Genomic DNA, 18,470 nt, shown 5'->3' with positions numbered 1-18,470 from the left:
TTTTACATTCTGAGAACATGAATTTGAGAGCAATCAATAGATTGTTCTTTTTTTATGTCTATTTTAGGAGGAGGTGGCAGTATGGCAGACAATTTTGGTCTTAAAATTGGTGTTGAAGGGGAACGAGAATTTAAGAAATCTCTACGGGAAATTAACCAAAGTTTCAGAGTGCTAGGTTCTGAAATGAAATTAGTGACATCAGAATTTGATAGAAATGATAAATCAATTAAAGCAATAACCGCAAGAAATGCAGTATTAAATAAAGAGATTGATGCACAAAAGGAAAAAGTATCAACACTAGAAAAGGCTCTTGCCAATGCTGCTGAATCCTTTGGAGAAAATGATAGAAGAACACTTTCTTGGCAAACCCAGTTAAATAATGCGAATGCTGAGTTAAATAACTTAGAACGTGAACTGAAGGACTCACAAGAAGAAGTAAAGAAGCTTAATCGAGAAAAAGTAGAAAAACTTGTGAATGGTTTAAAAACAGCGGGTGAAATTGCGGGTAAAGTATTGGTAGCAGGCTTAAAAGCAGCCGCCGCAGCAATGGCTGCAATCGGAACAGGGGCAGTTGCATCAGGTAAGTTTATAAAGGACTCTTTAAATGTATATGGCGAATATGAAGATGCCATGAAGCAAGTTCAAGCAACAATGGGACTTACAGGAGAAGAAGGGGAAGAAGCCTTTAATAAATTATCTCAAGCAGCAAAAGATGCGGGAGCAACTACACGTTTCTCGGCATCGGAATCAGCTGAGGCATTAAATTACCTAGCTTTAGCAGGATATGATACAGAACAGGCGATAGGAGCACTTCCAGGTGTGCTTACACTTGCTGCCGCGGGTGATATGGATTTAGCAAGAGCATCTGATTTAGTAACAGACTCGATGGCGGCTTTAGGCCTTGAAATCGCTGATATGGACATGTACATGGACAAAATGGCGAAGACGTCACAAAAGTCAAACACAGATGTACAGCAATTAGGTGAAGGAATACTTGTTGCGGGAGCGACAATGAAAAATGCTGGCCAAGATTTAGATACATTAAATGTGATGTTGGGAGTCCTAGCGAACCGCGGGATAAAAGGCGCAGAAGGTGGAACGAAACTTAGAAACATCATTATGTCTTTGACATCTCCCACATCGGCTGCTGCAAAAGAATTAGAAGGTCTGGGCATAAGCGTTACCGATTCATCAGGGAATATTCGTGATATGAACGATATATTTACAGATTTAAATAAAGAACTTGATGGATTGTCAGAAGCAGATAAAATGAACGCATTAAGTAATATTTTCAATAAACAAGATCTAGCGGGCGTGAATGCATTATTATCTGGAACTGGCGATGAGATGAATAATCTATATAAGGAACTTGAAAATGCTGATGGAGCCGCACAGCAAATGTCGGATACCATGGAAAGTGGTTTAGCAGGTTCAGTTCGGAGCTTAAAATCAGCTTATGAAGGTTTACAAATTGTTATTGGAGAACAGTTTGCAGAAATGGCCCAAGGAGCAGTTGGTGATGTAACAGAATTAGTTCGAGATATAACTGAAATATTAAATGATGGATTTCAAGAAGGTGATATTACTGCTATAGGCGAGAGAATATCATCTTTTTTAATTCAAGGAATTAATCGAATTACAGAGTATATCCCGGGTGCCATTGATATGATAGCCACAATGCTAACAGAGCTGGTGAATGTATTGGTAGAACTTTTGCCTACTTTATTGCCACCTTTATTAGAAGGTGCGATTGCTTTATTAACAGGAATTATTGAAGCGATTGTAGGGAATATCGAGCCGTTAGTTGAAATGGTCGTATATTTAGTAACAACTGTTGCGGAGTTTATCATTGAAAATTTACCTATTTTAATTAATGCGGCTATCCAAATTGTTATTGCATTAGCGAACGGAATAGCAGATGCCTTACCACAGCTAATTCCAGCAGTCATCGATGCAATCATTTTAATAGTAGATACGTTAATCAATAATTTAGGGCAAATATTAAATGCGGCTCTTCGAATTATTATGGCTTTAGCTGAAGGTATTGTTGCAGCTTTACCTAGATTGATAGCTGCCTTACCACAAATAATAAATTCAATTATTAACTTTATTACCTCAAACTTACCGATGATTATCGATATGGGGATCCGTATCATTTTGCAATTAGTAGTAGGCATAATTAAAGCTATACCTTCCCTGGTCGCTGCTTTACCACAAATTGTGATGGCATTAATTACGGGAATAGGAAAAGCAGCGATTGCAATTGTCGATATCGGTCGAAATATTGTACGTGGTCTTTGGGATGGAATTGCCTCTATGGTTACTTGGATCAAAGATAAAATCAGTAATTTTGTTGGTGGAATTGTAAGTGGAGTAAAAGGTTTACTTGGTATTAAATCACCATCAACTGTATTTGCTGGTATTGGTGATGATATGGCTCAAGGTTTAGGGGTTGGTTTTGATAAGGCAATGAGTCAAGTATCTGAAGATATTCAAGATGCAGTTCCGACAGACTTCGACATTCAATCAAACGTGAATGTTGGGGCAAATGGTATCGCAACGAGTCAAGATGGCTATGGTTCCTTAATTACAATCCAACAAATGATTGTCAGAAGTGAAGATGATATTAGAAAGGTTTCACAAGAATTATATAACTTGATTCAAACAGGATCTCGAGCACAAGGAAGGTTTGTGCCAAGTTAGAAAGGAGTGGGCTGCATGGGGTTTACATTTGATGGCGTTCATTCGAAAAATATGAAAATCACTGCAAGAATTGTTAGTTGGCAAGTTTCTCCCGCTCCTAGAAATGCATTTGAAGTAATACCTGGTCGAATGGGAATTGCCGATCTAGGTTCAGATACATCAGAAAAATATATCAAAGTCATTTGTAATATTTTTCCGCAGCATTCATTTACCGAAGTGATTCATCTATTGGATGATGTAGCTGAATGGTTGAACCCTAATTTAGGATTAAAACAATTAGTGCTAGACGATATTCCAAACAGATATTTTTTAGCACGTTTAGTAGAGGAAGTGGATTGTGAACGAATATTAAGAAGTGCAGGTTCCTTTGAACTTACATTTGTTTGTCCAGACCCTTATGGTTATGCGATTACAGATGAGCAATTTACGATTAATTCTACTGGTAGCCATGTAGTTGAAAGGAAGTTAGGCAATATAGAGTCCTTCCCGATATATCGGATGAAAGGGAACATCAGTAGTTCAAGAACGACATTTTTAACGATTACTACAAATGGTGAGAGTTTAAAAGTTAATGGACCATTATCATCAAATGAAATATTAATCGTTGATAGTGGATTGCTGACGGCAAAAATAACAGATACAAGTGGTAATACAATCCGAAATGGGTTGTCTATTTTAGACGAGTTAAACTTTCCAGTTTTATATCCTGGCAGTAATGAAATGGAAGTAAGTAGTACAGGAGCAGCATTTACGGAACTTCATGTATTAAGTCAAAGTAGATGGAGGTGATTTTATTATGGCGATTAAATCGGTTGTAACATCTCAAACAGATTTTACTGGTGAGTTTCCGATTCATGATGAAACAGTTGCATTATGGCATTTTAATGAATCACAACCAAATAATAATCAGTTAAAAGACAGCAGTATGAATAATCATCATTTTACGATATCAAATTGGTCTGGAACATCTGCAAGTTTAGTAGCAGGAAGGTTTGGGCGATTTTTCAGGCAGAATATTGTCAATCCAACAAGTGAAAAGACATATCTTACCGCTACCAATGATGGTAGCTTTTTTACTGATTTAGGGGAGAAAATTGTAGTTGGTGGCTGGATAAATCCGACAACCTATTCAATTGGTCAAACATTTATTCCTATATTTAGTACAAGGAATGGACCCGGACAACCAATCCTATATATGTCGTTATATCAAGGAAGACTACGATTAATGCTTTATAACAATGCTGGGACATTAATTTATGATACATCCGAGACACCAAGTATTAGCTTTGTAAATAATGGCTGGTATTTTATCACAACAATTATTAATAGAAACAATAAAACAATTCAAAACTTTATCGGTGATAGGTCGAATGGGACGACTTGGCAATCACTTGTAAGAAATTATACAGGTGTATTGAATGAAGAATGTACCGCTGACATTGTCATGGGTATGTTACAAGATACGTATTACTATGCTGGAGGTTTTGATGATTGGTTTTTTGAGAAAGATTCAAAGTTAACGATGGAAGATATACACTTATACTTTAAATCTTCTATTCAAGCAAATGGTGCAGATAGTGCATCCCAAGTCGATGCATTAACGGAACCAGGTGCTGTTATTTTAAAGCAAGAAGATAACAAGTATCCAGGTAGTGGTGTGCTCTATACAATACCTAAAAAGTGTAGTTTAGGTGGCAATGGTAGAGTTTCAGTAACTAGTGAATATATTGCTGGAACAACTGCGATTAGTTTAGTTGAAACATCCACATCAGATGACCTTGAGGATTGGACTTCGTGGCAAACAATTGGACCAACAGGTGAATTAATTTCACCTAATAGAGCTTATATCCGCTATCGCATTACTTTAACGACAGAAGATGAAACGAAAACACCGAAACTAATAGAAGTTATATTGCATGATATCCCAAAACCTGCCTATGAAAAACTTGGATTTGCTAGGCCTGTCGTTTTGGATAGTAATGGAGCATGGGATGCAGTTTTAGAAAATGCGTTTGATGTCATTGTTACAAGTGAAATTAATGGTGCTGACATCTTAGAGTTTAAGATTCCTTTTCATGATTTAAAAAGGGAAAGTATTGAAAACGAAAAACAAATTCAAATCGTAGACGATGTGTATCGCATACGAACGATTACGGATGAAAAAAGCCAAGAAGGTAATATCATCACTCACGTATATGCAGAAGCAGATTTTTATGACTTAGCTTTTAGTACAGATAAACAGCCTATTGAATTTAATGCAGATACTGCAGATGTTCCAATGAAATACGCGCTAGAAGGAACAGAGTGGTCTGTTGGGAATGTAAATGTAACAACAAAGCGAACATGGGAATCGGAAGAGAAAAATGCATTATCCATATTACGTGAAGTGCAAAATATCCATGGTGGAGATTTGATATTTGATAGCGCAAATCGTTTAGTTCATTTATTAACATTTGGCGGTAAAGATAGTGGTGCGCTCTTTAGTTATAGAAAGAATATGAAAAGTATTCAAAGAACAGTTGATACAAGAAGTTTAGTGACAAGATTATATGCATACGGTAAAGATGGCATGACATTTTCATCTATTAATAATAACAAAGCATATGTAGAAGATTATAGTTTTACATCAGAAGTTCGAATTGCAACACTTGATGCCTCATCATTTAGCAATCCTTATCAAATGTTAGAGTTTGCAAATATGAGATTAGGACAATATGCAAAACCGAGGGTGTCTTATGTTTTAACAGCAATGGACTTATCTGTATTAACAGGTTATGAACACGAGGAGTGGGACCTAGGAGATATTGTTACGGTAAACGATAAAGAATTAAATTTACAAGTAAAAACTCGTATTGTGCGTAGACAATATAATTTACAGGAACCATGGAAAACAGTGATTGAATTATCGACAAAATTAAAAGAATTAGGTGATTCATCAGCTCAGTGGGATAAAGCTGCGGATATGCTACATGATACAGATGTGCTTGATCGGCAGGAAATAAAGGATTTAGTACCGTTTAATCATTTGAGAAATTCAAGGGCAGATGATGGATTTACGTATTGGGTGAATTCTGGTTTTACAGTTGACCCTAACAATGGTGCAAGCGGTGATGCATCTTTTAAAGCAGAAGGTGTTTTGGGAATGACGAAAAGTATGTATCAAACTGTATATCCAGCAAATCGAAAGAATTATACTATATCTGCTCAAATTGGTTCTGAGAATTTAGAAAAAGGACCAAATGGACAAGTAGGTATTGAGGTGGAGATTGAATATGAAGATGGTTCGATTGAAAAAAGAATCATTGATCTATATTAGAGGTGTTGGCAATGGTGTTTTTAACTCAAACTGCACATGCAATTACTCCAAAAGGATCTGGGAAAATTAAGAAATTAACAATTCGATTATTTGTAAAAGATTGCACTGGGACAGTGTATTTTACAGATATTCTTTTGCAAGGTGGTTCAATCGCTACTGGGTGGGTTGGGCATGTATCAGAAATAAAGTGGACCCTTGATGGTTAGGTGATTTGAATGGCGATACAATTTACTAGATTTAGTGAAACAATACGTGTGAAAGAAGATAAAAGAGTCGTAAATGTAACTTTGAAATTGTTCGTTACAGACTGTACGGGGACGATTTATTATACAGATATACAACTTCAAGAAGGCGATAAGCTAACGGGATATGTCTTAAACACAGAAACCTCACTTGAAAAATATAGAGAAGAAAGCGGGGTTCTCCCAGTTCGTTTCTATAATGGAGTGGTTAGAAGTAAAGAAACGATTGTCATATTTAATCTGGGAACAACATCTGCAGGACTGGATTGTCATATCACACCCCTTCAATCAATGAAAGCAGGAAGTATTAAACTTTCGCAAGGATATGGATCCCACCATATGAAATTTAAAGCTGTAGCAAATCCAGATGACACATTTTCATTATTGGCTTCAAGTAGACAAGCGTTGCGAAATCAAAGCAAAACAGAAAAAGAAGGGTTTTATCAATATACCGCAGCATCTGATAGTAAGCACATTGTAGAACTCGAAGAAGGAAAAGCAGCACGAGTTTTATTTGAATTCCAGGAAATGCAAGAAGGAAGTGGCAAGCAATGAGTCAATATCTAGAAGGCAAAAAGACAATGGTGTGGAGTTTCATGGGAAACGCAAGAATGTATGAGGCTTTAAACAAATACGGGGATAGGCTTGATACGGTAGGTATATTTACATTTGAGGTAGATATTACAGGTACTATTAAAGAAACAGGGACAAGTATATCGAGCATGATGCCGTATATTAATAAATGGCCTCATATAAAGTGGCTGCTAACAATCATGAATCATGGAACGGCATCAATATTTACAGCAATCAGAAATAACACAAATGGTGCAAAAGATAAATTTTTATCAGAAATCGTTCGGATCATGAATAAGTATCCATGGTGTGATGGTGTTGATATTGATTTAGAACGTGGTGGTGGTTATGAAAATAAAGAGGCTGCAAACCTTCTATTTAAAGATATCTATCAAACTGTCAAACAGCACGACTCATCAAAACTAGTCAATATATGCTTACCTGGAATGACAGGGGTTCAAGGCTCAGTTGGAGGAGAAAACTGGTGTGTATATGAAGATTTAGATCCTTATTGTGATACAGCTGCGATTATGAGTTATGGGATGGCTTGGGCAGGTTCGGCTCCTGGTCCTGTTTCCCCGCGAGATTGGTTGGAAGGTATTTATAATTATGCAACAAGCGTCATGTCTCCAAAGAAGATATTCTTAGGTCTTCCAGGTTACGGTTGGAACTGGCGAATTGATGATACTCCTCAGAATTTAAATAGGGTTTATCGTGGTACGTCCAACACCTATTATGCTGCACAACTTTGGATGACAGGTGGTTATAACTTTACAAATGATGCACCACCGCAACCGATGATTCCTATCATTGCTTATTGGGATGATTACGATAAAGTCCCATGGGCATTGCCACATGTCTATGATTACATGGAAGGTCCAGATGCAGTTACGAGAACCAATCCATTAATTGCAGAAGATTATAACCGAAGAAGCTTTTTAACAGCGTATAGTAAACAACAAAAGACAGAGTTTGGAAGTGTGTTTATTGATCGTCTAGGAAGTAATTATGATAGTCATGCGGGAATTGTATCTGATTCTTCTCAGATGGTTACTCTCGGTGAAAACGGTGAAACGACATATAATTTCACTTTGCAATCTAGTGGAACTTATGACATTGCAGTAAGGATTGGTTTTCCTTTTTGGGATAAAAATACGATTAAAATATCAATTGATAATGATGAAACAACCTTTAAGGAAAGTAGGCTATGGTGGCCTTATTGGAGAACAACTTGTTGGTTAACGTTAAAGAAGAATATATCCTTAACAGCAGGTGCACATACCATCAAAGTTAAAGCAGGAATACCTGGTGTACAGTTTTATGGTTTTAGAGTTTGCTCAGACTTTCAACAATCATCTAGCGCGGGTGAAGCGAAGTTCTTACTTGCACCTAGAAAGTTTAAAGGGGTAAATGGTCAAATGGTGGAACCTGATCGGGCATTTAAATTAACAACAGAAGTATTAAGAAGGAAACCAGATTCCGCACTTATTTGGTATGAAGACTTCAGGGATGAAAATCCGCTACCTAGCAATTATTGGACAACCTTAAGTGGTGAATGGGAAGTATGGAAAAAAGATGATTTTAACAATCCACGTCCTTATGCACAGCTTGATGGAAAAGGTGAATTGACATGGAGATATTCAGATTTTAAAGATATACACATTAGAGCAAGAATTGGATTCCCACAAAACGGAAGTGGGAGAGCAGGAGTTTTTTGTGGAGATTTGTTTTGCTGTTTAAATTATACATCTCAACGTCTAGAGTTGTATAAAAGTAATTCATTACTGGGTAGTTATAATGTTCAAATTGAACGAACATCAAACGCTAATTTACGAACTGCTCCTAATCTGTACACGATTGAAATGCGAATTCGTAATAATTCTGTCAGGGTGTATTCCGGGGCAGCAAACACATTCAGATTTAAAGTGGATATAAATGATTTCAGTGGAGGGTATGCAGGAATTCGTTCAGATAACCGCATGATATCTGACTTACTTCGTTTAGGAGATGCATGGACATACGAACCATATGAAAGTGTAGATATAACTTTTCCAAATGGAAACACAGTAGAATTCGGAAGGATACCAAGAATAGGTGTTACTTGGAATAACGAGTTTCAGGTCTTTAAAGTAAATAATGATGTGGAGGAGATAAGCACAAGAAGTGATGATATATCAATGGACTATGATTTCTTCCACTCACAAGAATTACCACTAATTGCGGGAAATGATTATACCGTCAAAATAAAACCAAAGGACATTAACCTTTGGATATCACGTTTATTTTTAGGAGATGCGGATGGTTTTTCAATTCTTTATTATCAAGATGTTGATAGCTTGGTTTATTGGGCAAATGAGGCAGCTTACAGGTGGAAATTACGAGGCATTGCCATTTGGTCATTAGGGCAGGAGGATATGCGAGTTTGGGAAGCATTACCAAAACAAATATAAACATTTAAGGGTGTCTATAAAATGTGGACATCCTTTTTATATAGATGTTTTTAAAATTAAAGGGGGAAACTTTTCTATGAAGGATATATGGAACTGGATACAAATCATCGTTACAGCGCTAGGTGGATTTATTGGTTGGTTTTTAGGAGGGTTAGATGGCTTTTTGTATGCATTGATCATATTGGTTGTTACTGATTATATCACTGGAGTTATGTGTGCAATTGTCGATAAGGAACTATCTAGTGAAATTGGTTACCGGGGGATATTTAAAAAGGTATTAATTTTTATATTGGTAGGTGTCGGACATATGATTGACACTCACTTGATAGGGGATGGCAGCGTTCTAAGAACAGCAGTCATCTTTTTTTATTGCTCGAATGAAGGTATTTCTATGTTGGAAAATGCTTCACAATTAGGTTTACCAATACCTGAGAAGTTGAAAAATGTACTTGCTCAGTTAAACAATAAGGGAGGAAATGAAGAATGAAATTAAAACAATTATTTTTAACGAAGAATGAATGTTACAAGGCAGGAAGGAAAATTACACCAAAAGGAATCATGGTCCATAGCACAGGGGCAAACAATCCCAATTTAAAACGTTACGTTGGCCCAGATGATGGTTTGTTAGGAAAGAATCAATACAACAATCACTGGAACCAGCCACGTCCAGATGGAAGACAAGTATGTGTTCATGCTTTTATCGGAAAGTTAAAAGATGGATCAATTGCAACTTACCAAACTTTACCTTGGAATCATCGCGGATGGCATGCGGGCGGTGATGCGAATAATACACATATTGGTTTTGAAATTTGTGAAGATGGTTTAACTGATAAGACTTACTTTAATAAGGTTTATAAAGAAGCGGTTGAACTTTGTGCTTATCTTTGTAAACAATACAAACTGACGGAGAAAAACATCATCGGTCATTATGAAGGCTATCAGAAGAAAATTGCTAGTAATCATGGTGACCCACGTCATTGGTTTTCAAAACATGGAAAATCAATGGATACGTTTCGGGCAGATGTGAAGAAGGAATTATCGAAAGGTGCGTCAACCTCAAAGCCATCAACTGGTGGAAAGAAACTATATCGGGTTCAGGTTGGTGCGTATAGTGTTAAAAAGAATGCAGATAAGCAACTAGAAAAAGCAAAGAAAGCTGGCTTTAAAGATGCGTTTGTGAAGTATGAATAAATAAAAACAACCGAGGAGTAGTTAAACTCTTCGGTTGTAACTTAAATGACTATTTGTTCTTCCACAATCGCGCCCGTTAGCTTAATAACAGGTTACATTCCATAAGATTATTTTTCACTCAATTTTTCGTAAACATTGCGAATAAAGCGTGTCATTTTTTGATCGTATTCAGGATACTTGTAACCTAATGAGGAAGCGACCTTTTTAGAATATGTTCTGAACATTTGACAACACAACTCAAAGGATTCCCAAGATTCTCTATAACCTGATAGTGAGAAGGTTTTAGTTAGTTTGTCAAATTCCTTTTCGGGTAGATACTGATCAATAAATTTGTAGTTTTTGCCAACACTAAAATTAAACCCTTTACGTAGACCAACTTCCCAAGATATCATTCTTAAAAGTTCAGGACGGAGAATTTGATTAAAATGATCCAATGCGAAAAGAAGTTCTTTTCTAAACAATCCTTTTGCTACATAAGCTGATACATTCCAAAATTCATTACAGCAATCATCAAACTCTTGTTCATTGGGCTTTTTTGTCCAGTATTTAATATCACTTGGAATAATCGCTTTACTGATTCGATCGTCTTTGTCAACCAATATTTCTACTAAGCCATCTGAGTTGGAAAAGTATTTGTTTACCTCATCTAAAGGAATTAAACTCAGATCAATCTTTATACCATCGTTAAAATACATAATGTAGGTGAACCAGTGCTCAAACTCTGCCGGAAATAATTCCATATCCTCTGGTTTTTGCATGAAAACCATATTGCCGAAAATATTTAGCCAATCATCATCTTTCTTATAGGGTGCGATATCTGTGACAAAAAAGGAAATATCATAATCTTGAAAATCATCTTTTGGAATGTTTTGGTTTGTTCTAGAACCTTCAAGGACTGATAATCTGATGCCGTCATCATTCATAACAATATTTTTAAAAAGGTTTATCATCTCTTTTTCTTTGCGCATTTAAATCTCCCTATTCTCACAATAAGTTATTCCACAATATAGCCCAATTCTGTAATTCATGGCGCAGATCCTTGCTCCAGAACAGCGCCCTTTAATGGAACAAAAAGATTTGAATTCCTGTTATAAAAAAAGGATCAATTTTGAACTCTCTCCCAAAGTTGATCCCTTAACGATTTAGAAATCCCTTTGAGAATGTTTATATACATTCAAGGTAACCAGCCAACTAATGACAATGATTCCTGAAAAAAGTAATAACAAATTACTATACAAATAAGTTGACTGATCAACTTCCATAGGTAACAACCTTTGATCAAGTAAGGGTATGGATAATAAACCACCTACAATTGCAATACCTGTTCCCTCTGATAAAAAGCTGGTAAAGTTAAGCAAACTCATTCCAGCACCAGCTTCCTGCTGTTTCAAGCTACTTGAAACAATTGTTGATATAACTGTTTTGGTGAACGAAAGCCCACCTAAAACAAATACGATTATAATTGTCATGAACCATGATGTTGTTTCTAAAAGAAAGGAAGCAGTTAAAAAGCTAACAGAAAGAAATGTAACTCCGATGTTTAACACGTATAAAGGACCTCTTCTATCAACAAGTATCCCACCAATGTAGCCGAAAATAATGACACTCATTGTTCCAGGGAAAATAATTACACTTCCGATTTCGGCAGTACTTAGCTGGTGAACATCTTTCATCATATAAGGAACCATAGAGACAAACCCTGCTACTGTTCCAAATATAATTCCCCCACAAAGAACTCCAATCATAAAAGGTATATTTTTCCCTAATCCGGGATCAACAAAAGGATCTGTTACTTTCCTGATATGTTTTACAAATATCAGGAATGACAGCACGCTAACGATAAGAAAAGAAATGCTATATGATGTTGTAAACAACATAAAAAATACAATGCCTACAGACATTAGTATAATTCCTTTGATATCAAAATGACCTTTTATCCTTACTTCTTTCTTTAATAATTTCATAAGAAACGGAACAGTGATAATTGTTATCATAGGAATGAGTAGAAGATAGGACCAATGAATATAATGGGCTATCATTCCACCAATCGCTGGACCGACTCCTTCTCCCATGGCTACTATCGATCCAATAAGACCAAATGCTTTACCCCTATTTTCCTTTGGAATATAGCGCGCAACTACAACCATTACGAGTGCTGGAAATGCAGCTGCACCAGCCCCTTGAATAAAACGAGCCATAATAAGTAAGGAAAAGAAAGAATGGCCAACAAACCCAATTACCGACCCGAAACAATTTATTATAATTCCAAATAGGAGTAACCTTTTGATGCCTAATTGATCAGATAGCTTTCCATATACAGCTGTTCCAATGGAAAAGGTTAACATAAAGGCTGTGTTCACCCAGTTTGTACTCGCAGGTGGTTTATTAAAATCATTTGCAATATCAGGTAATGAGACGTTCAAAACCATTTCATTTAATACGCTAAAAAAAGATAAAATGCAAAGCCAAATTAAAATTTGGTTGTGTCGTAAATTCGATTGTGAATAGGATGTATTCACATTTCACCCTCCAATAATGAGGGCAGACGTAGTTTATAGGGTTAATGATACGCTTCCCTCTTTTAATTGAACCCTGTTACATTCATTACGCTTCATAATTAATTCCTCCTAAACTTGATTAAAACATTTTACCACATATAAACTAAGTTTTAAATTCAGTATTTCATCACTTATACAACAATATGGCCCGTTTGTTGAATAATCTACTTTCATTATATCTAGAACTTCAATTACATATCAACTATTAATCAACATATTACAGAAACAAGGGTTCGAATCCTATCTTTTTATCGCATATAGGTAGAAGACTATTTAGGAGGAAAACCATATGCGAATGACACAACTCTCATCTGAGCATCAAACACCAAATCATAAACCATCAAAACCAACTGAAGAACAACTTCAAAATGAACTTCATTTTCATCTTGCTGAAAAAATGCTCATGAAACTACGCGAAAAAGAACTCATTTCTCAGGAAGAATTCGATCAAATAAGTAAATTAAATCGTCAAAAATTCAATCCATTATTAGGTCCTTTAATGTGCGATAAACCTTGATATAACAGTGTTCTAACGCTAATATGTCACGTACAAGAAAGGAGGGTGAGTGGATGAGAAAGATAACAACACTTGATATGACAACATTTTCAGTAGTAAAACCGAAACAAAAGGTCGCTGCATATATACGGGTATCGACATCAAACGAGGAACAGCTGATTAGCTTAGAAGCGCAAAGACGACACTACAAAACTTTAATTGAAAATAATGATGAATGGCAGCTAGTTGATATTTACAGTGATGAAGGTATTACAGGAACGAAAAAGGATAGACGACCAGAATTGCTTCGCTTAATATCTGATTGTGAAAAAGGAAAGATTGATTTCATTTTAACGAAATCGATTAGTCGATTTGCGAGAAACACAATTGACTGCTTAGAGTTAGTCAGAAAATTGATGGACCTGGGTGTGCACATTTATTTTGAAAAGGAAAACATCAATACGAATTCGATGGAAAGTGAACTTATGCTTTCAATCTTAAGTAGTCTAGCAGAAAATGAATCAGTGTCACTTTCCGAAAATAGTAAATGGTCGATTAGACAAAGATTTAAACGAGGGACTTACAAGATATCGTACCCGCCATACGGTTACGATTATATCGATGAAATGGTGGTTGTAAATGAAGAACAAGCACAAGTTGTCAAGCGAATATTCAATAGTGTACTTGAAGGAATAGGAACAGAACGAATTGCCAGACAGCTAAACGAAGAAAGAATACCAACAAAGCGAAATGGCAATTGGACAGGTTCTACGATACGTGGAATTGTTAAGAATGAAAAATATACGGGAGATGTGCTACTTCAAAAAACCTTTACTGATGAGCATTTTAATCGAAAGGTAAATCAAGGTGAACTTGATCAATACCTAATTGAAAATCATCATGAAGCGATTATCACACATGCTGATTTTGAAGCAGCTAATCGAATGTTAGAATATCAAGCAAGCCAAAAGAATGTAGCTGCTGGCAGTAGAAAATATTTAAACCGCTATCCTTTTTCAGGGAAGATTGAATGCATGGAATGTGGAGATACATTTAAAAGAAGAATACACACTTCCACGCATAGTAAATATATTGCCTGGTGCTGTTCTACACATATTAAAAACAAAGATGAGTGTTCGATGCTATTTATAAGGGAAGAACGTATTCATCAAGCTTTTATTACAATGATGAACAAATTAAAGTTTGGCTATAGTTATGTATTAATACCACTATCTAAACAACTAGAAACGTCAAATCAAGATGAAAACTATCAAATGATTTCTGAAATAGAAACACAACTCGAAGTTACAAAAGATGAACTGAATACATTAATTCAATTAATGACAAAAGGCTTTTTAGAACCTGCTATTTTCAATCAACAGAAAATTGAATTGTCCCAAAAGAATATGAAGCTAAAAGAAGAAAGAGAGCAGTTACTGTATTTAATCAATGACAGTTCAAATCAGCTAAGTGAAGTAAAGCGGCTCATTAAATACTTTAAACAAGGAATATTTATAGATGCATTTGATGAAGAATCTTTTCAAGACATTGTAAAAAAGATAATCGTATATTCACCAAATGAGATAGGATTTCATTTGAATTGTGGCATTACATTAAGGGAAGGGGTTAAGCGCTGATGGCACATACACCTTTTGGATATGCAATAGTAAACGGAAAAATTGAAGTTCATGCCAAAGAAGCTGAGCAATTAAAGCTTTTAATCGCATCATACTTATCGGGCCAATCTTTAGCTAATGCAGCAAGGGAATCTGGTATTAATCGGTCACATGGCGGAATTACTAGAATATTAACAGATGAAAGGTATCTAGGAAATGAATTGTTTCCGAGATTAATTTCAAAAGAACAATTTGAACAATTAAAAAACGAAAGATTTAAACGAGCGAAAAAACTAGGACGATTAAATAGAACGAAAGAGGAAGAGTCATTTACACCATGTTTTGAATTTACGATCGGAGAAGTGGAAGACAAATACGACAATCCAATTAAACAAGCAGAATATGTATACAGCTTAATTAAAGAAGAGGTGACTTAAAATGGCTTTAGCAAGAAGCGTAACAGTTATCCCAGCTAGGAGAAGAACGAGAAATGTTGATGCAGAGGATAAGAAAAAATTAAAAGTGGCAGCTTATTGTCGTGTATCAACAGATAGCGAAGAACAAGCAACTAGTTATGAAGTTCAAGTGGAACACTACACTACCTATATTCAGAACAATCCTGAATGGGAGTTGGCAGGCATTTATGCGGACGATGGAATATCTGGGACAAATACCAAAAAGCGTGAGCAGTTTAATAAGATGATTGAGGATAGCATGAATGGAAAAATCGACATGATCATTACAAAATCCATCAGTCGTTTTGCGAGAAACACGCTTGACTGTTTGAAATACATTAGACAACTTAAGGATAAAGAAATACCTGTGTTTTTTGAAAAGGAAAATATCAATACAATGGATGCCAAAGGTGAAATTATGCTCACCATCATGGCATCCCTAGCACAACAAGAAAGTCAGTCACTTAGTCAAAACGTAAAACTTGGAATTCAATACCGATATCAGCAAGGTGAAGTCCAAGTGAACCATAACCGCTTTTTAGGCTATACAAAAGATGAAAACAACAAACTAGTCATCAATCCAGAACAAGCAAAAGTTGTTAAACGAATTTACCGAGAATATTTAGAAGGAGCAAGTTTGGTTCAAATAGCACGTGGACTTGAAGCGGATGAAATACTTACCGCAGCTAAACGGTCCAAGTGGCGGCCAGAGTCGATTAAAAAGATACTGCAAAATGAAAAATATATCGGAGATGCACTACTTCAAAAAACATACACCGTAGATTTTTTAACAAAGAAACGAGTTGTAAACAACGGTCATGTTCCACAGTATTATGTCGAAAATAACCATGAACCAATCATACCGAGAGCTATTTATCTACAAGTCCAGGAAGAAATGATGCGAAGGGCAAATATTCGAAACGGAAAAACTGGAAAGAAACGAGTGTATAGCAGCAAGTATGCCTTGTCGAGCATTGTCTTTTGCAAAGAATGTGAAGATGTTTTCCGAAGGGTACATTGGAATAACCGAGGATACAGATCTATCGTGTGGCGATGCGTTAGCAGGCTAGAAAGAAAAACACATCTTTGCAGTGCAGAAACAATCAGAGAAGATGAACTTCACCAAGCAATAGTACAAGCCATCAATGAAGTGTTGAGTAGCAAAGATGATTATTTGAATATTTTAATAGAAAATATTGAAACAGTGCTAAATGAAAATGCGGATAGACCAACAGCTGACATTGATGAAAAGTTAGAAGAACTTCAAATGGAACTGCTTAGGCTTGCAAATTCAAAAGAAGATTATGATGACGTGGCAGAAGAAATATACGGGTTGCGGGAACTGAAGCAAGAAGTCATGATGAAAAATGCAGCACGAGAGGGACTGAGACAACGGATTGAAGAAATGACAAAGTTTTTAAAAGAGCAACCGCAGCAACTTGAAACGTATGATGATTTACTTGTAAGACGATTGATTGAGAAAATAACAATTCGCGCAAGACAATTAACCATTGAATTTAAGTCAGGGATTGAGATTGCAAAAGAAATATAATATGAATACTTAACGAGCTCATGTCGGATCAGGCATGGGCTTTTATTAGTGTTAAATTGACCGAAAATTTTAATAGTATAAAATGTAAGTAAACGCTACTAGATGGGGTGGTATATTTGTTATCAATTTCTAGGAAAGATTTATATGATGAAGTTTGGTCTGTTGGAATGACAAAGGCAGCTAAGAAACTTGATATACCTTATCATAATCTGAAAAAGGCTTGTGTTGATTATGGCATACCACTGCCTACCCAATCTTACTGGAGTCAATTATACATGGGGAATGAAAAGCCACCGCAGCCAAAATTACCGAATGCGGAAGATAGTGTAGTGATTACAATTAAAAAAGCGAAAAAGCATCAAGTTAAATTAGCTCCAAAAAAGATTGTTAAGTCCACAAAAGAAAAACAAGAATTACCACCATTAAAAACAAATCACGGCAAATTATTAGAACAGGAAAAAAGTTATTTTTCTTACTTTAAACAAGATGAAGATAGGTTAATAGATATTTATAATAATTTAAAAATAAATAAAACACTATCTTCAAAACCACATAAGGCGATAATTGGGTATCGTAAAAAAAATCAATCCTATCGAGAGGATAGATTGAGAATTAAATCGGCATCTGGAGAAATATTTCCAGAAGTTTTACCTTTTATAGATAGTTTATTCAAAGCTCTTGAGAGAGCGGACGCTAAGATTGTTCCCAAATATGAGGAAACGGAAATTATATTGAAAGATAAATATACTATTACTTTGAACTTTAAATTGCCATGTAGAAAAATTAACTTATCACCAGAAGATGAAAGATATTCTACATATCATACGTTTGAATATGAAACAAAAGGAACAATAAATGTGGAAGTTGGTTATAAGCTGTATTGGCGTAACTGGGGAAGAAGTGAAAAAAATATAAATCAAACCAAAAGAATGTCTACTGAGGATCTTTTAAGAAAAGTATTTGTCTATATTTTTTCATTACCAGAAATAATTGATGAGCGAGAAAAGGAGTATATAATACAAGAAAAACAACGTTTGAAAGAGGAGGAAGAAAGATTAATCTTACAGGAAAAGCGGGACAATGAATACACAAAAACACAGCAACTCATAAACAATTCCTTGAATTACTTCTATTCTAAATTAGTTCAGGAGTATGTTACTGCTGAAATGGAAGAAGATTCAGAGGAGTATAGATGGGCGATAGAAAAGGCCAATTGGATTCGGGATTCAGAAAAACATCCTGATAAATTGTTAACGGAGAATGAAAAAGAGAAATTGTTTAATAAGAAATCCAATCATATGAACCGTTGGTAAAGTAA

General features: G+C 35.7%; 16 protein-coding genes. 13 read left to right on the top strand and 3 right to left on the bottom strand.

Annotated elements, in window-relative coordinates:
- The first annotated feature begins 81 nt into the window (after nt 1-81).
- The 8 genes from JOC94_RS01260 to JOC94_RS01225 all read left to right on the top strand — a co-directional run bounded on the left by JOC94_RS01260 (nt 82) and on the right by JOC94_RS01225 (nt 10,475).
- Entirely contained in the window at nt 82-2,703 is a 2,622-nt protein-coding gene (locus JOC94_RS01260) for a phage tail tape measure protein (protein WP_205178006.1), read from the top strand.
- Between the two features lie 15 nt (nt 2,704-2,718).
- Nucleotides 2,719-3,492: a distal tail protein Dit gene (locus tag JOC94_RS01255; protein WP_205178004.1), complete on the top strand. Its 774-nt coding sequence runs from the start codon at nt 2,719-2,721 to the stop codon at nt 3,490-3,492.
- A 7-nt stretch (nt 3,493-3,499) separates the two neighbouring features.
- Nucleotides 3,500-6,019, top strand: coding sequence for a phage tail spike protein (locus tag JOC94_RS01250; protein WP_205178003.1), 2,520 nt, complete (start codon nt 3,500-3,502; stop codon nt 6,017-6,019).
- A gap of 11 nt (nt 6,020-6,030) precedes the next feature.
- Entirely contained in the window at nt 6,031-6,225 is a 195-nt protein-coding gene (locus JOC94_RS01245; protein WP_057995379.1) for a hypothetical protein, read from the top strand.
- Nucleotides 6,226-6,234: 9 nt separating this feature from the next.
- Nucleotides 6,235-6,816, top strand: a complete 582-nt coding sequence (locus JOC94_RS01240; RefSeq protein ID WP_186088525.1) for a hypothetical protein — start codon at nt 6,235-6,237, stop codon at nt 6,814-6,816.
- Between the two features lie 41 nt (nt 6,817-6,857).
- On the top strand, nt 6,858-9,284 hold the full coding sequence (locus tag JOC94_RS01235; protein WP_205178001.1) for a glycosyl hydrolase family 18 protein: 2,427 nt from the start codon (nt 6,858-6,860) through the stop codon (nt 9,282-9,284).
- Between the two features lie 76 nt (nt 9,285-9,360).
- Entirely contained in the window at nt 9,361-9,771 is a 411-nt protein-coding gene (locus JOC94_RS01230; protein WP_186088527.1) for a phage holin family protein, read from the top strand.
- Nucleotides 9,768-10,475 (top strand): N-acetylmuramoyl-L-alanine amidase, encoded by a 708-nt coding sequence (locus tag JOC94_RS01225; RefSeq protein ID WP_186088528.1) that lies wholly within the window; start codon nt 9,768-9,770, stop codon nt 10,473-10,475. Before JOC94_RS01230 ends, JOC94_RS01225 begins: the two co-directional genes overlap by 4 nt.
- A gap of 107 nt (nt 10,476-10,582) precedes the next feature.
- Here JOC94_RS01225 and ant(6) read toward each other — a convergent pair whose 3' ends face one another.
- The 3 genes from ant(6) to JOC94_RS23455 form a co-directional block, all read right to left on the bottom strand.
- A complete protein-coding gene (ant(6), locus tag JOC94_RS01220; protein ID WP_205177999.1) occupies nt 10,583-11,443 on the bottom strand; it encodes an aminoglycoside 6-adenylyltransferase in 861 nt (286 codons plus the stop codon).
- 174 nt (nt 11,444-11,617) lie between these two features.
- Nucleotides 11,618-12,994: a tetracycline efflux MFS transporter Tet(L) gene (tet(L), locus tag JOC94_RS01215; protein ID WP_001574277.1), complete on the bottom strand. Its 1,377-nt coding sequence runs from the start codon at nt 12,992-12,994 to the stop codon at nt 11,618-11,620.
- A gap of 33 nt (nt 12,995-13,027) precedes the next feature.
- Entirely contained in the window at nt 13,028-13,090 is a 63-nt protein-coding gene (locus JOC94_RS23455; protein WP_205178096.1) for a tetracycline resistance efflux system leader peptide, read from the bottom strand.
- Nucleotides 13,091-13,322: 232 nt separating this feature from the next.
- Here JOC94_RS23455 and JOC94_RS01205 point away from each other — a divergent pair, with 232 nt between their 5' ends.
- From JOC94_RS01205 to JOC94_RS01185, 5 genes are all read left to right on the top strand, one after another.
- Complete coding sequence (locus JOC94_RS01205; protein WP_186088529.1) at nt 13,323-13,550, top strand: SHOCT domain-containing protein; 228 nt, start codon at nt 13,323-13,325, stop codon at nt 13,548-13,550.
- Nucleotides 13,551-13,603: 53 nt separating this feature from the next.
- Nucleotides 13,604-15,166, top strand: coding sequence for a recombinase family protein (locus JOC94_RS01200; RefSeq protein WP_205177997.1), 1,563 nt, complete (start codon nt 13,604-13,606; stop codon nt 15,164-15,166).
- Nucleotides 15,166-15,582, top strand: a complete 417-nt coding sequence (locus JOC94_RS01195; RefSeq protein WP_205177995.1) for a serine integrase family protein — start codon at nt 15,166-15,168, stop codon at nt 15,580-15,582. The genes JOC94_RS01200 and JOC94_RS01195 overlap by 1 nt, the downstream gene beginning before the upstream one ends.
- Nucleotide 15,583: 1 nt before the next feature.
- On the top strand, nt 15,584-17,152 hold the full coding sequence (locus JOC94_RS01190; protein WP_205177993.1) for a recombinase family protein: 1,569 nt from the start codon (nt 15,584-15,586) through the stop codon (nt 17,150-17,152).
- A 116-nt stretch (nt 17,153-17,268) separates the two neighbouring features.
- Nucleotides 17,269-18,465, top strand: a complete 1,197-nt coding sequence (locus JOC94_RS01185) for a hypothetical protein (RefSeq protein ID WP_236016929.1) — start codon at nt 17,269-17,271, stop codon at nt 18,463-18,465.
- The last annotated feature ends 5 nt before the right edge of the window (nt 18,466-18,470 follow it).

It is taken from the genome of Siminovitchia thermophila (genome assembly GCF_016909185.1).
GTDB classification, from domain to species: Bacteria; Bacillota; Bacilli; order Bacillales; family Bacillaceae_C; genus Siminovitchia; species Siminovitchia thermophila.
The sequence above is the reverse complement of the archived record's forward strand: the minus strand, read 5'-3'. Positions and strand labels throughout refer to the sequence as shown.

Excerpts from the sequence above, each read along its gene's own strand:
- JOC94_RS01245 (WP_057995379.1), top strand. The coding sequence starts at position 6,031 with ATGGTGTTTTTAACTCAAACTGCACATGCAATTACTCCAAAAGGATCT.
- JOC94_RS01250 (WP_205178003.1), top strand. The coding sequence starts at position 3,500 with ATGGCGATTAAATCGGTTGTAACATCTCAAACAGATTTTACTGGTGAG.
- JOC94_RS01205 (WP_186088529.1), top strand. The coding sequence starts at position 13,323 with ATGCGAATGACACAACTCTCATCTGAGCATCAAACACCAAATCATAAA.
- JOC94_RS01225 (WP_186088528.1), top strand. The coding sequence starts at position 9,768 with ATGAAATTAAAACAATTATTTTTAACGAAGAATGAATGTTACAAGGCA.
- JOC94_RS01195 (WP_205177995.1), top strand. The coding sequence starts at position 15,166 with ATGGCACATACACCTTTTGGATATGCAATAGTAAACGGAAAAATTGAA.
- JOC94_RS01240 (WP_186088525.1), top strand. The coding sequence starts at position 6,235 with ATGGCGATACAATTTACTAGATTTAGTGAAACAATACGTGTGAAAGAA.
- JOC94_RS01190 (WP_205177993.1), top strand. The coding sequence starts at position 15,584 with ATGGCTTTAGCAAGAAGCGTAACAGTTATCCCAGCTAGGAGAAGAACG.
- JOC94_RS01235 (WP_205178001.1), top strand. The coding sequence starts at position 6,858 with ATGGGAAACGCAAGAATGTATGAGGCTTTAAACAAATACGGGGATAGG.
- JOC94_RS01255 (WP_205178004.1), top strand. The coding sequence starts at position 2,719 with ATGGGGTTTACATTTGATGGCGTTCATTCGAAAAATATGAAAATCACT.
- JOC94_RS01260 (WP_205178006.1), top strand. The coding sequence starts at position 82 with ATGGCAGACAATTTTGGTCTTAAAATTGGTGTTGAAGGGGAACGAGAA.
- JOC94_RS01230 (WP_186088527.1), top strand. The coding sequence starts at position 9,361 with ATGAAGGATATATGGAACTGGATACAAATCATCGTTACAGCGCTAGGT.
- JOC94_RS01200 (WP_205177997.1), top strand. The coding sequence starts at position 13,604 with ATGAGAAAGATAACAACACTTGATATGACAACATTTTCAGTAGTAAAA.